Below are 13,852 nucleotides of genomic sequence, written 5' to 3'. Positions count from 1 at the left end.
TCGGCGGCTGGTGCGTTGGACCAGGCATGACGCCCGTCACACGCCTGAGCTCCGTTCTCGCCGCGGCCGCGCTGGCCGCGGGCGTGCTCCCGGCCGTCCCTGCGCTGGCCGCGGAGCCCTCCGACCCCGTCTCGGGGCTGGTCGGCGGGCTGCTCGGCCAGCCGCAGCACCACGAGCGCCGCGACCGGGCCGACTACGGACATACCAGCGCGAAGGACGGGGTCCTGCGCCGCGGCTGCCACGACTACGCCTACCGCTACGTGATCACCACGCCGAGCAACGACTGGACCCTCGAGACGTTCCTCGACGACCGCACCGGCGAGACCATCGCCTCCGGGACGTTCTTCTCCGACTCCGACCCGGCCCGCAACCGGACGCACTTCCGGTTCTGCCGCTACGGGACCTACGCCGGCAAGTTCAAGATCCGGGCCAAGGTGCACTGGTACGGCGGCGCCGGGGAGGACCACAAGGTCTGGCTGGCGCCCTCCTACTTCCGGCTGCGCCGACCCTGACCTCAGACGACCTGGTGCAGCCAGCGCACCGGGGCCCCGTCGCCGGCGTGGCGGAAGGTCTCCAGCTCGTCGTCCCACGGCCGGCCGAGCAGCTTGTCGATCTCGCCGAGCAGGGTGGTGTCACCCAGAGCGGCCTTGACGACCGCGGCCTTGAGCCGGTCCTCGGGGATCATGATGTCGCCGTGCAGGCCGGTCACGGCGTGGAAGACGCCGAGCTCGGGGGTGAAGGAGTAGCGGGCCCCCTCGGAGCCGGCGGTGGGCTCCTCGGTGATCTCGAAGCGCAGGTGGTTCCAGCCGCGCAGCGCGGAGGCGACCGAGGCCGCAGCGCCGACCTGACCGGTCCAGGACAACTCGGCGCGGTAGGTGCCCGGCTGCGCCGGCTGCGGCGTCCAGTCCAGGCTCACGGGCACGCCGAGGACTCCGCTGACGGCCCACTCGATGTGCGGGCACAGCGCGGAGGGCGCCGAGTGGACGTACAGGACGCCTCGCGTCGCGGCGCGGGGGGCAGTGCGTGCGGTCACCGTGACCTCCTTCATCTCCGGCGCGAGATGCGCCTTCCCCAGCGAGCTCGCGGAGATGGACGAGGTGAGAGTGACAGCGGTGTAGTTGTGGCCACCATTGTGACCCATGAGGCGTTCCAGCGCCAGTCTCAGCGCTTGCGGGCCGTGCCGGTGCGTCGGGCCCGCCGCGGGCCCAGGTCGAGCAGGGTGTCGATCACGTCCTCGGCGATACCGAGACCGCCGAGGTGGCTCTCGCCGTCGATCGCGGTGATCCTCGCATCCGGCAGCCGGTCGACGACGTGCTGGCCGTGCCGGAACGGCACGATGTGGTCGGCGTCGCCGTGCCACCAGCGCACCGGGACCCGGACGTCGGCGGCCTCGAAGCCCCAGGCCCTCGTGAACAGGATCAGGTCGGCGAGCGGCGCCGTGGTCTGGAACCGGCTGCCGTTGAGCAGGTCGTCGAGGAACATCGCCTTGAACTCCGGCCGGGAGAGCAGGTTCTTGTCCCCCGGCGGCTGCAGTGCCGCGTAGAGGTCGAGAGCCGGGCCCGCGAGTGGCTTGATCACCCGGATCGCCTGCGTGATCGTCACGCCGAGCGGCACCCGCGCCACCGTGAGCAGCGGGGCGAGCCGAACGGCGAGCTGGATCGGGCCGTCGGCGACGGCGTCCGGTCCCCGGGTCGGGGCGACCCCACCGAGGATGCCGATCCCGTGGACCCGGTCGGGCAGGGCCGCGCCGGCCGCGAGCGCGTACGGCGCGCCTCCGGACAGCCCGATCAGCCGGACCGTGTCGATCGCGAGCGTCTCGAGGAACAGCTCGAGGTCCTGGGTCCAGTCCAGGACGTTCGGGTACAGGTGTGGTGTCGAGGAGCCGATGCCGGGCCGGTCGATGCCGATGATCCGGACGCCGCGCCGGTCGGCGTACGCGCGCGCCTCGAGCGGAATCTGACGGCGGGCGCCCGGAGTGCCGTGCATCCAGATGATGGCCGGCCCGTGCCGCGGGCCGTACTCGGCGAAGCTCAGCCGGCGGTCGTCGCGGACCGCGACGGTGCCCTCGAGTGCCGGTCTCCTGACGTTCCCCACGCGCAGGAGTCTCGCACGTCACTGCGCCAGGCGGACCGCACCCGGGTCGACGATGTTGGCGACCTCGCGCAGCGCGCCGAGCAGCTGGCCGTCGCCGACGACCATCGGACCCTCCACCACGTCCAGGACGACCGCTGTGACGTTGTCGCGGCCGCCGGCATCGAGCGCCGCGCGGGTGAGCACCGCGGCGGCGGAGTGCGGGTCCGCGACCGCGAGCAGCTCCCCGATGACCGGCTCCGGAACCAGGTCCGAGAGCCCGTCGCTGCACAGCAGCAGCCGATCGCCGGGCTGCACCGCGAGCGGCAGCAGGTCGACACCGTCGTGCACGGGGTCGCCGTCGAGCGAGCGCAGCACGACGTTGCGCCACGGGTGCCGGATCACCTCCTCGGGCCGCAGCTCGCCCTGCGACACCAGCCGCTGCACATAGGTGTGGTCGGTGGTGAGCCGGGTGAGCTCGCCCCCACGGAGCACGTAGGCCCGCGAGTCGCCGATGTGGGCGAGCACCGCCCGCCGGCCGTCGCAGACGACCGCGGTGAGGGTGGTGGCCATGCCGAGCCGGGTCAGGTCGCCCTGGACGCCCCGGCGGATGTTGGCGCGAGCCGCCTCCAAGCCGTCGAGGAGCAGCTCCTCCGGCTGCTCGCCCGGCCGCCCGAGCACGGTCGCCGCCACGGCGTACGCCGCGGTCGCGGACGCGACCTCCCCGGCCGCGGCACCACCGACTCCGTCGGCGACGACGGCCACGTAGGGTCCGACGAAGGCGGAGTCCTCGTTCTGAGGGCGCACCAGCCCCACGTCACTGACGCCGGCACCCGAGAATCGCAGCATCGTGCAGGTCCTCCTCGCGAAGTGCGGAGAGTCTAACCGAGCTTCCGCTCGAGGGCCTCGGCGCGCGCGTCGGCGTCGGTCAGCTCCTCGCTGTCGATGGCGTGCGTCCGGTGGAACCACGCGAGGGCGTCCTGGTCCCGCCCGGCGGCCTCGAGTGCGTCCGCGTAGGCGTAGCGCAGGCGGACCACCCAGGGCGCCCGGCTCTTCGACGCCAGCGGCGCCAGCTCCAACGTGCGCAGGGCGGCGTCGACCTGGCCCAGGTCGCGGCGGGCACCGGCCCCGACGATCGTCATCTCGGCCTTGGCCTCGGCCGCGAAGTTGGCCACCGAGGGGCTCTTCGCGAGCTTGAGCGCCTCCTGCGGCCGACCGAGGGCGCGGTGGCAGTCGGCCATGATGGGCAGGTAGGCGGTGGCGCCGTTCATCCGCTTCGCCGCGCGCAGCTCGGCGAGCGCCTCGGCGTAGTGTCCGGCGGCGTACGCCGCCTCGCCGGTCGCCTCGCGCACGACCGCGAGCCGGGGCGCGCGGGCGCGGGCGGCCAGGGTGTGCTGGTAGGCGGTCTCCGGGTCGTCGTCGACGAGCGCGCCGGCGGCCGCCAGGTGCCGCGCGACGCGGGCGGCGAGCTTCTCGGGAAGGCCCTTGAGCTGGGCGGTCACCGAGCGGTCGAGCTCGCGCCCGGTGATCCCTTCCGGAAGATCCGGGCCGTCGTACACAGCCTGCTCCGCGGTGCGGGCCGCCTGCTTGTCGGCGGGGCGCTTCCAGTCGTTCTTGCGGCCCGGCCGCTCCGCGGGCTTCGAGGACCGCGGCGAGGAGCCGCGCCGGTCCTTGCGCTCGGCGCCCTCGGAGCGCCCCTCCGGGCTCCAGCGCTGGCCCCGCTCGGCGGACTTCGCGGACGAGGGTCGTCCCGTTCCGGTCGGACGCTTGCCCGCGGGCTTGCCGCTCGGCCGGCCGGCGGGCTTGCCGCCGCCCTGCGACCTGGGGTTTCGGCGCTGCTCGGCCACGACTGCTGCTCCTGCTCCTGCACCGCTGGGCGGCGCTCCTCGATCACGGTCGGGAAATGCACGTAGGGGCCACCTGACGGTGGCCCCTACGGAGTGTATGTCCGGCGGCGTCCTACTCTCCCACAGCCTCTCGGTTGCAGTACCATCGGCGCTGAAAGGCTTAACTTCCGGGTTCGGGATGGGACCGGGTGTTTCCCTTTCGCTATGGCCGCCGTAACTCTTGCGGATGATGTGCCGCGGGTGTGTGCACGCGGGCATCGTCCAAGCCATTGTTCAGTTGAATGATCATGGTGGGTGTTGGATGTGGACGCGAGACAGTTGTCTTGTAGGTTTGGTTGAGGGTTTGTGGGACAAGCCCTCGGCCTATTAGTACCGGTCGGCTGGGCATTGCTGCTGTACACCTCCGGCCTATCAACCCAGTGTTCTGCTGGGGGCCTTACCCCCTCGAGGGGGTGGGAAACCTCATCTTGAAACGTGCTTCCCGCTTAGATGCATTCAGCGGTTATCACTTCCGAACGTAGCTAACCAGCCGTGCCCCTGGCGGGACAACTGGCACACCAGAGGTTCGTCCATCCCGGTCCTCTCGTACTAGGGACAGCCTTTCTCAAGTTTCCTGCGCGCGCGGCGGATAGGGACCGAACTGTCTCACGACGTTCTAAACCCAGCTCGCGTGCCGCTTTAATGGGCGAACAGCCCAACCCTTGGGACCTACTCCAGCCCCAGGATGCGACGAGCCGACATCGAGGTGCCAAACCATCCCGTCGATATGGACTCTTGGGGAAGATCAGCCTGTTATCCCCGGGGTACCTTTTATCCGTTGAGCGACCACGCTTCCACATGCCGTGGCCGGATCACTAGTTCCGACTTTCGTCCCTGCTCGACATGTCTGTCTCACAGTCAAGCTCCCTTGTGCACTTACACTCGCCACCTGATTGCCAACCAGGCTGAGGGAACCTTTGAGCGCCTCCGTTACATTTTAGGAGGCAACCGCCCCAGTTAAACTACCCATCAGGCACTGTCCCTGAACCAGATAATGGTCCTAGGTTAGACATCTAGTACGACCAGAGTGGTATTTCAACGTTGACTCCACCCCGACTGGCGTCGAGGTTTCACAGTCTCCCACCTATCCTACACAAGCCGAACCAAACACCAATACCAAACTATAGTAAAGGTCCCGGGGTCTTTCCGTCCTGCCGCGCGTAACGAGCATCTTTACTCGTAGTGCAATTTCGCCGAGTCCACGGTTGAGACAGCGCCCAAGTCGTTACTCCATTCGTGCAGGTCGGAACTTACCCGACAAGGAATTTCGCTACCTTAGGATGGTTATAGTTACCACCGCCGTTTACTGGGGCTTAAGTTCTGAGCTTCGCACACACAAGGCGTGCTGACTCGTCCCCTTAACCTTCCAGCACCGGGCAGGAGTCAGTCCGTATACATCGTCTTACAACTTCGCACGGACCTGTGTTTTTAGTAAACAGTCGCTTGGGCCTGGTCTCTGCGGCCATCACCGCTTCCCGGAGCAAGTCCGGTCACGGATCCGGCCCCCCTTCTCCCGAAGTTACGGGGGCATTTTGCCGAGTTCCTTAACCATGGTTCGCTCGATCGCCTTGGTATTCTCTACCTGATCACCTGAGTCGGTTTGGGGTACGGGCGGCGCATAGCTCGCTAGAGGTTTTTCTCGACAGCATAGGATCACCCACTACTCCATACGGATCGGCATCGGATCTCAGGGCCGGCATCCAAGCCAGCGGTCCGGATTTACCTGGACCACCCCCTACATCCTTACCCGTGGACAACCATCGCCACGGTTGGGCTACCTTCCTGCGTCACCCCATCGCTTGACTACTACCAGATCGGGTCCCGCGCTCCCCTCACCCGCCTCACCCCGAAGGGATCGGTCGAATGAGCTTCGGGCGGTTAGCATCACCGGGTTCGTCATGGGCGCTACTTTGCCGGTACGGGAATATCAACCCGTTGTCCATCGACTACGCCTGTCGGCCTCGCCTTAGGTCCCGACTTACCCAGGGCAGATTAGCTTGACCCTGGAACCCTTGATCATTCGGCGCAGGAGTTTCTCACTCCTGATTCGCTACTCATGCCTGCATTCTCACTCGTGTCGCATCCACCCCTGGATCACTCCGAGGCTTCACTCGCGACACGACGCTCCCCTACCCATCCACACACCCGTTAGGGCTGCTCCACACAAGGTGGGCGTGAATGCCATAGCTTCGGCGGATGACTTGAGCCCCGCTACATTGTCGGCGCGGAATCACTTGACCAGTGAGCTATTACGCACTCTTTCAAGGGTGGCTGCTTCCAAGCCAACCTCCTGGTTGTCAATGCGACTCCACATCCTTTTCCACTTAGTCACCGCTTAGGGGCCTTAGCTGATGGTCTGGGCTGTTTCCCTCTCGACTACGGAGCTTATCCCCCGCAGTCTCACTGCTGCGCTCTCACTTACCGGCATTCGGAGTTTGGCTAACGTCAGTAACCTGGTAGGGCCCATCGGCTATCCAGTGCTCTACCTCCGGCAAGAAACACACAACGCTGCACCTAAATGCATTTCGGGGAGAACCAGCTATCACGAAGTTTGATTGGCCTTTCACCCCTATCCACAGGTCATCCCCTCAGTTTTCAACCTAAGTGGGTTCGGTCCTCCACGCGGTCTTACCCGCGCTTCAACCTGCCCATGGATAGATCACTTCGCTTCGGGTCTTGATCGTGCTACTCAACCGCCCTATTCGGACTCGCTTTCGCTACGGCTCCCCCACACGGGTTAACCTCGCAACACAACGCAAACTCGCAGGCTCATTCTTCAAAAGGCACGCCGTCACCCCCACACAAGGCAGAAGCTCCGACGGATTGTAGGCACACGGTTTCAGGTACTATTTCACTCCCCGCCAGGGGTACTTTTCACCTTTCCCTCACGGTACTTGTCCGCTATCGGTCATCAAGGAGTATTTAGGCTTAACGGGTGGTCCCGCCAGATTCACACGGAATTTCAGGGGTTCCGTGTTACTTGGGATACCACTCAACAGTCGGAAGCTTACACTTACGGGGCTATCACCCTCTCCGGCGCCACTTTCCAATGGACTTCAACTTCACTTCCGATTTCTTACTGTCTGAGAAGCCGGCAGACTCCCCCAAGTGGTCCCACAACCCCCCATGCGCAACCCCTGCCGGGTATCACACGCATAAGGTTTAGCCTCCTCCGATTTCGCTCGCCACTACTCTCGGAATCACTATTGTTTTCTCTTCCTACCGGTACTGAGATGTTTCACTTCCCGGCGTTCCCTCCACACACCCTATATATTCAGGCGCGGGTAACACGACATGACTCGTGCTGGGTTCCCCCATTCGGACACCCCCGGATCACAGCTCGGTTGCCAACTCCCCAGGGCTTATCGCAGGCTCCTACGTCCTTCATCGGCTCTTGATGCCAAGGCATCCACCATGTGCCCTTCATAGCTTGTCTCACAAACACTCAACAAAAACTACAAAGACCCTGACACCACCACCACCCCCTCACCGGGAGCAACCAGCGGCGTCAGGAAAGTGACCGGACCCTGGTGAAGGTCCGATCACAGATGCTCGCGTCCACTATCCAATTCACAAGATCCACACCCACCACAGCCATCACGTCCCACGACGCTCCGGTCCAAGGGGGCCACGAAGAACAGTCCCTGTCACCAGGAAAGCCTGATCCCTCAAAGCCCAACAGTGTGTCACAACCACTCCCACGCCACACCCGCCACGTTCCACACCCACCGGCAAACCGACAGGTAGTACTGAGGCGACCGCACCGCGATCATGATCCTTCATCGACGATTCCACTAGCGAACACCACCATGCGCCACTGCACGCTTCGTGACCCACAACGGGCCAGGCAGTGATCGGGGCGTGTGCTCCTTAGAAAGGAGGTGATCCAGCCGCACCTTCCGGTACGGCTACCTTGTTACGACTTCGTCCCAATCGCCAGCCCCACCTTCGACGGCTCCCCCCACAAGGGTTAGGCCACCGGCTTCGGGTGTTGCCGACTTTCGTGACGTGACGGGCGGTGTGTACAAGGCCCGGGAACGTATTCACCGCAGCGTTGCTGATCTGCGATTACTAGCGACTCCGACTTCATGGGGTCGAGTTGCAGACCCCAATCCGAACTGAGACCGGCTTTTTGGGATTCGCTCCGCCTTACAGCATCGCAGCCCTTTGTACCGGCCATTGTAGCATGCGTGAAGCCCTGGACATAAGGGGCATGATGACTTGACGTCATCCCCACCTTCCTCCGAGTTGACCCCGGCAGTCTCCTATGAGTCCCCACCATCACGTGCTGGCAACATAGGACGAGGGTTGCGCTCGTTGCGGGACTTAACCCAACATCTCACGACACGAGCTGACGACAGCCATGCACCACCTGTACACCGACTAAAAGGGGCACCATCTCTGGCGCTTTCCGGCGTATGTCAAACCCAGGTAAGGTTCTTCGCGTTGCATCGAATTAATCCGCATGCTCCGCCGCTTGTGCGGGCCCCCGTCAATTCCTTTGAGTTTTAGCCTTGCGGCCGTACTCCCCAGGCGGGGCGCTTAATGCGTTAGCTGCGGCACGGAACCCGTGGAATGGATCCCACACCTAGCGCCCAACGTTTACGGTGTGGACTACCAGGGTATCTAATCCTGTTCGCTCCCCACACTTTCGCTCCTCAGCGTCAGGACATGCCCAGAGAACCGCCTTCGCCACCGGTGTTCCTCCTGATATCTGCGCATTTCACCGCTACACCAGGAATTCCGTTCTCCCCTGCATGCCTCTAGTCTGCCCGTATCGAAAGCAAGCACTGAGTTAAGCCCAGTGTTTTCACTCCCGACGCGACAAACCGCCTACGAGCCCTTTACGCCCAATAATTCCGGACAACGCTCGCACCCTACGTATTACCGCGGCTGCTGGCACGTAGTTGGCCGGTGCTTCTTCTGTACCTACCGTCACCACCATCACCGGTGCTTCGTCGGTACTGAAAGAGGTTTACAACCCGAAGGCCGTCATCCCTCACGCGGCGTTGCTGGATCAGGCTTCCGCCCATTGTCCAATATTCCCCACTGCTGCCTCCCGTAGGAGTCTGGGCCGTGTCTCAGTCCCAGTGTGGCCGGTCACCCTCTCAGGCCGGCTACCCGTCGAAGCCTTGGTAGGCCATTACCCCACCAACAAGCTGATAGGCCGCGAGCACATCCCCCACCGAAAAAACTTTCCACACAGAGCACATGCGTACCTGTGTCGTATCCGGTATTAGCCACCGTTTCCGGTAGTTATCCCAAAGTGAAGGGCAGATTACTCACGTGTTACTCACCCGTTCGCCGCTCGAGTACCCCCGAAAGGGCCTTTCCGCTCGACTTGCATGTGTTAAGCACGCCGCCAGCGTTCGTCCTGAGCCAGGATCAAACTCTCCGTTGAAAACAACACCCCCCACACCCACCCCCCAAAAGGGACAGACACAGAGGAAAAAGAGATGCCTGACAAAAAAGAACCCTGACAAAAAAGCCAGAATCATTGTCAAAAAACCATCAACCACCAAAATGGAAGACAGGGCATAACAAACTAATTCGTCGACTATGACACACTGTTGAGTTCTCAAGAATCAGACGCACACCGTGCTCGCACGCTCTTGGCGTGTCCGCTGCGGGGCGACTCGTAAAACTTAGCGGCTCGAATTCCCAGGAGCAAATCCTCAGGTTTTCCGTGCCCACCGCGCACACCTGTGGACCTCGATGATGTCCGAGGCCGCTAGCGCGCGCACTCGTCCACCGGTGAGGTTGTTGGTGGGAGAGGTGGCCGCCCGGGGCCGAAGGCCCGACCTCGCGGTCTTGCCTCCCGCCGCTCCCTGGCGACCCGGAGAACATTAGGGGACCCGACCCCGGGAGTTCAAATCGGCCCCACGTGACCCGGGCCACAACCACGTTTGTGCAGGTCAGCGAGGGGTAAGGCGTCCACCCGCGGCCAGTCCCGGCGCGTCGGCGGGCGTCCGGCAGCCGGCCAGCCGCAGCGTCTCGACGGTCTGCTCGAGCAGCTCCTGGTGCAGCCGGGCCACGCCCTCGGCCCCGTCGAGCAACGCCAGGAGCGGCGATCGACCCAGGAACACCGCGCGCGCCCCCAGCGCCAACGCGGCCACGACGTCCAGCCCGGTCCGGAGGCCGCCGTCGACGTACACCTCGGCCTGGTCCCCCACCGCGTCGACGACATCCGGCAGGCATGCGGCGGTGCTCGCCGACCGGTCGAGCTGGCGACCGCCGTGGTTGGAGACCCAGACGGCACCGGCGCCGGCCTGGGCACAGCGCAGCGCGTCCTCGGGCCGGAGCACGCCCTTCACGACGACCGGCAGGCCGGTGCGGGCAGCCACCCAGCCGATGTCGTGCGGCCCGAGGTCGAGTGCCTTCTCGGCGCCCGGCTGCTCGTCGTACCCCGGCTCGAAGTTCACCCGCAGCAGCGCCGGGTCGACCGTCTCCCAGACCAACGCCGTGCCCGGACTGGCGTACTTGGTGCCGACGACCGGGGTGTCGACGGTCAGCACCACGGCCCGGGCCCCGGCGGCCACGGCGCGGTCGAGCATCGGCCCGGCGAGCGTCCGGTCCGCCGGCAGGTAGGCCTGGAGCCACCAGTGCACCCCTGTGCCGCCGATCTCGGAGAAGGCCGTGCCGGCGTTGCTCGAGACCACCATGACCGACCCCGCCGCGGCACAGGCCCGCGCCATCGCGAGCTCCCCGTCGGGGTGGACGGCACGCTGCAGCGTGCTGGGCGCGACCCCCCAGGGCACCTGAGCCGGGTGGCCCAGCAGGCTGACCGACGTCTCCACCTGGGTGACGTCGTGCAGCACGCGGGGCAGCAGCCGCACGGCGCGCCACGCGGCCACGGCCTCCCCGGCGGTGAGCGAGTCGCGCGCGCCCTGCAGCACGTACTCCAGGACGGACGCCGGCAGCCGGTCGCGGGCCCGCTCGGCCAGCGTGTCGAGCCAGCGCGGATCCCGCTCGGCCGCCGGCGCCACGCTCAGCGCACCTCGACGCCGGCGAAGTTCTTCTTGCCCCGCCGCAGCACCAGCCAGGTGCCGTCGATCAGGTCCTCCGGGGCCGGGACGTGGTCGGGATCCTCGACCCGCGCATTGTTGAGGTAGGCACCACCCTCGGTGACGGTCCGGCGCGCGTCGCCCTTGCTCTTCGCCAGCCCGGTCGCGACCAGCAGGTCGACCACCGTCGGGAGGTCCTCGTCCCCGTCGACGGACGCGCTGCCGGCCTCGCGCAGCGCGGCGCCCAACGTCGCGGCGCTGAGCGTCGTGAGGTCGCCGCCGCCGAACAGGGCGGCGGAGGCCGCCCTGATCCGCTCGGTCTCCTCGGCGCCGTGGACCAGGGTGGTGACGTGCTCGGCCAGCGCGCGCTGACCGGCGCGCAGGAACGGCTTCTCCGCGTGCTCGGCCTCGAGCGCCTCGATCTCGGCGCGCGGCAGGAAGGTGAAGACGCGCAGCAGCTCGCCGACCTTCTCGTCCTCGACGTTGAGCCAGAACTGGTAGAAGGCGTACGGCGACATCATCTCGGGGTCCAGCCAGAGCGCGCCGCCCTCGGTCTTGCCGTACTTCGTGCCGTCGGCCTTGGTGATCAGCGGTGTCGCGAAGGCGTGCGCCTTGCCACCGGCGGCACGACGGATCAGCTCGACGCCGCCGGTGAGGTTGCCCCATTGGTCGGAGCCGCCGAACTGCAGCACCACGCCGTGGTCGCGGTAGAGGTTGAGGAAGTCCATCGACTGGAGCAGCACGTAGCTGAACTCGGTGTAGCTGATGCCGGCGTCCAGGCGGCTGCGCACGACGTCGCGCGAGAGCATCCGGTTGACCGGGAAGTGCTTGCCGATGTCACGCAGGAAGTCGATGGTCGACAGGCTGGCGGTCCAGTCGTAGTTGTTCACCATCGTGGCGGCGTTGGCGCCCTCGAAGGACAGGAACGGCTCGATCTGGCGGCGCACCCGCTCGACCCACTCCTTGACCGTGTCGAGCGAGTTGAGGGTCCGCTCGCCGGACTCCTTGGGATCGCCGATCATGCCGGTGGCTCCCCCGACCAGGGCGTACGGCGTGTGCCCGGCCTCCTGCAGCCGCTTGGCGGTGAGGATCTGCACCAGGTTGCCCAGGTGCAGGCTCGGCGCCGTCGGGTCGAACCCGACATAGAACCGCACACTCCCCCCGGCCAGGGCCTCGCGCAGGGCGTCGAGGTCCGTCGAGTGCGCGATCAGGCCGCGCCACTCGAGGTCGTCGAGGAGAGTCGGGTCGATGGACACGGTGGACCTTTCGCTGGTGGATCGTCACCTGGACGGTGAGGTGGATCCTCGGATGGGTACGTGCGGGTCAAGCCTGCCCCATGGCGGCCGCCGCCGCCCACCCGGTTACGCCGAGGGTCTCACCGGGCCTGGTTAGGCTGGCGCGGATCCGGGAAGGGACGGCACGTGATCGCTGGCAGGTACACGCTCGAGCGCGAGGTGGGTCGCGGCGGCATGGGCGCCGTCTGGCTCGGCCGGGACGAGGTGCTCGGGCGCCAGGTCGCGCTGAAGCGGGTCGGCCTGGCCCCCGGGGTCACCACCCCCGACCTGGCCCGCGCCGAGCGCGAGGCCCGGCTCGCCGCGCGCCTCAACCACCCGCACGTGGTCGCGGTCTACGACCTGGTCATCGAGGGCCCCGACAACACCGAGCAGTGGCTGGTGATGGAGTACGTCGAGGGCTCGACCCTCGCCGAGCTGCTCCGGCGCGACGGCGCGATGACCCCGGACCGGGCGGCCGCCTTCCTCGGGCAGGCCGCGGACGCGCTCGCCGCCGCCCACGCGGCCGGCATCGTGCACCGCGACGTGAAACCCTCCAACATCCTGGTCGCGCCGGACGGGCAGGTGAAGCTCTCGGACTTCGGGATCGCCCGTGCGGAGGCGGACGCCTCGCTGACCCAGACCGGGCTGGTGACGGGCTCCCCCGCCTACCTCTCCCCCGAGGTCGCCTCGGGTCAGCAGGCGACGGACGCCAGCGACGTCTGGTCGCTGGGGGCCACGCTCTTCCACGCGCTGGCCGGCCACCCGCCGTACGAGGTCGGAGACAACCTGCTGGGCGCGCTCTACCGGATCGTGCACGAGGACCCGCCGCGGCTGCCCGAGGCCGGCTGGCTCGCCCCGCTCCTCCTGGCGACGATGTGCCGCGAGCCGGCCGATCGCTGGTCGATGGCCCGGGTGCGGGACGTGCTCGTCGCCGGTCCCTCGACGCCGGTCCTCGCTGGCGTGCCGGCGGCCGCGCCGGCACCGGCGGCCGACCCGAGTCCGACCCGGGTGCTGTCGCGGGAGCTGCCGCCGGTCCCGCCGGCGTACCCCCCTGCTCCGGCGGCGCCTCCGCCGGCGACGCCGTCGCCCGGCGGGCGCCGACGTGATCGCAGCGGCATGCTGCCGGTGCTCGCGGCGGTGGCCGCCGTCGTCGCGATCGCGGTCATCGGGTGGCTGGCCTACACGGCGGGGACCGACGGCCAGCGCGACGGCACCGCGGCGACACCGGGCACCGGACAGGGCAGCAGCGGAGGGTCGCAGAGCCCGTCCGGGACCGGCGCGCCCGCCGGGGTCACCGCCGACGGGTTGGAGAGCTTCATCGAGGACTACCTGGCGACGGTGACGGCCGACCCCAAGTCCGCCTGGGGTCTGCTGACGCCGGACTTCCAGGCCGCCAGCGGCGGGTTCGGCCAGTACAACTCGTTCTGGAAGAGCATCGAGACCGCCGACGTTCTCTCGGCCCAGCCGGACCCGGCCCACCGGCGGATCAGCTACACCGTGGAATACCTCCGCCGCGACGGCTCGAAGGCCACCGACGACGTGACCCTGCTGCTCGAGGGCACCGACGGCGACTACCTCATCGCTGCCGAGCCGTGACCGCCCGGGGCCCTATCGTTGG

Annotated in this window: 8 protein-coding genes and 3 rRNA genes; 2 read left to right on the top strand and 9 right to left on the bottom strand. The window is 66.8% G+C overall.

The window, feature by feature from the left end:
- Window positions 1–26: 26 nt before the first annotated feature.
- A complete protein-coding gene (locus NOCA_RS11485) occupies window positions 27–512 on the top strand; it encodes a hypothetical protein (protein ID WP_011755442.1) in 486 nt (161 codons plus the stop codon).
- A gap of 2 nt (window positions 513–514) precedes the next feature.
- Here NOCA_RS11485 and NOCA_RS11480 read toward each other — a convergent pair whose 3' ends face one another.
- From NOCA_RS11480 to tyrS, 9 genes are all read right to left on the bottom strand, one after another.
- Window positions 515–1,048, bottom strand: coding sequence for a DUF3145 domain-containing protein (locus NOCA_RS11480; RefSeq protein WP_049774565.1), 534 nt, complete (start codon window positions 1,046–1,048; stop codon window positions 515–517).
- Between the two features lie 113 nt (window positions 1,049–1,161).
- Complete coding sequence (locus NOCA_RS11475) at window positions 1,162–2,094, bottom strand: alpha/beta fold hydrolase (RefSeq protein WP_011755440.1); 933 nt, start codon at window positions 2,092–2,094, stop codon at window positions 1,162–1,164.
- An 18-nt stretch (window positions 2,095–2,112) separates the two neighbouring features.
- Window positions 2,113–2,919: a PP2C family protein-serine/threonine phosphatase gene (locus NOCA_RS11470; RefSeq protein WP_011755439.1), complete on the bottom strand. Its 807-nt coding sequence runs from the start codon at window positions 2,917–2,919 to the stop codon at window positions 2,113–2,115.
- 32 nt (window positions 2,920–2,951) lie between these two features.
- Window positions 2,952–3,917: a hypothetical protein gene (locus NOCA_RS11465; protein WP_011755438.1), complete on the bottom strand. Its 966-nt coding sequence runs from the start codon at window positions 3,915–3,917 to the stop codon at window positions 2,952–2,954.
- Window positions 3,918–4,016: 99 nt separating this feature from the next.
- Window positions 4,017–4,133, bottom strand: a 5S ribosomal RNA gene (rrf, locus tag NOCA_RS11460).
- 130 nt (window positions 4,134–4,263) lie between these two features.
- Window positions 4,264–7,392 (bottom strand): 23S ribosomal RNA (locus NOCA_RS11455).
- A 438-nt stretch (window positions 7,393–7,830) separates the two neighbouring features.
- Window positions 7,831–9,357 (bottom strand): 16S ribosomal RNA (locus NOCA_RS11450).
- Together the 16S, 23S and 5S rRNA genes form the textbook arrangement of a ribosomal RNA operon.
- 514 nt (window positions 9,358–9,871) lie before the next feature.
- Window positions 9,872–10,942, bottom strand: coding sequence for an alpha-hydroxy acid oxidase (locus tag NOCA_RS11445; protein ID WP_011755437.1), 1,071 nt, complete (start codon window positions 10,940–10,942; stop codon window positions 9,872–9,874).
- Window positions 10,943–10,944: 2 nt separating this feature from the next.
- Entirely contained in the window at window positions 10,945–12,216 is a 1,272-nt protein-coding gene (gene tyrS, locus NOCA_RS11440; RefSeq protein ID WP_011755436.1) for a tyrosine--tRNA ligase, read from the bottom strand.
- A 165-nt stretch (window positions 12,217–12,381) separates the two neighbouring features.
- Between tyrS and NOCA_RS11435 the strand changes: the two genes are divergently transcribed.
- Window positions 12,382–13,830, top strand: a complete 1,449-nt coding sequence (locus NOCA_RS11435; RefSeq protein ID WP_011755435.1) for a serine/threonine-protein kinase — start codon at window positions 12,382–12,384, stop codon at window positions 13,828–13,830.
- Window positions 13,831–13,852: the final 22 nt, after the last annotated feature.

Origin of the sequence: Nocardioides sp. JS614 (assembly GCF_000015265.1) — a bacterium.
In the GTDB taxonomy this organism is placed as follows: Bacteria; Actinomycetota; Actinomycetes; order Propionibacteriales; family Nocardioidaceae; genus Nocardioides.
This window is presented reverse-complemented; position numbering and strand designations above follow the sequence as displayed.

Excerpts from the sequence above, each read along its gene's own strand:
- NOCA_RS11485 (WP_011755442.1), top strand. The coding sequence starts at position 27 with ATGACGCCCGTCACACGCCTGAGCTCCGTTCTCGCCGCGGCCGCGCTG.
- NOCA_RS11480 (WP_049774565.1), bottom strand. The coding sequence starts at position 1,048 with ATGAAGGAGGTCACGGTGACCGCACGCACTGCCCCCCGCGCCGCGACG.
- NOCA_RS11470 (WP_011755439.1), bottom strand. The coding sequence starts at position 2,919 with ATGCTGCGATTCTCGGGTGCCGGCGTCAGTGACGTGGGGCTGGTGCGC.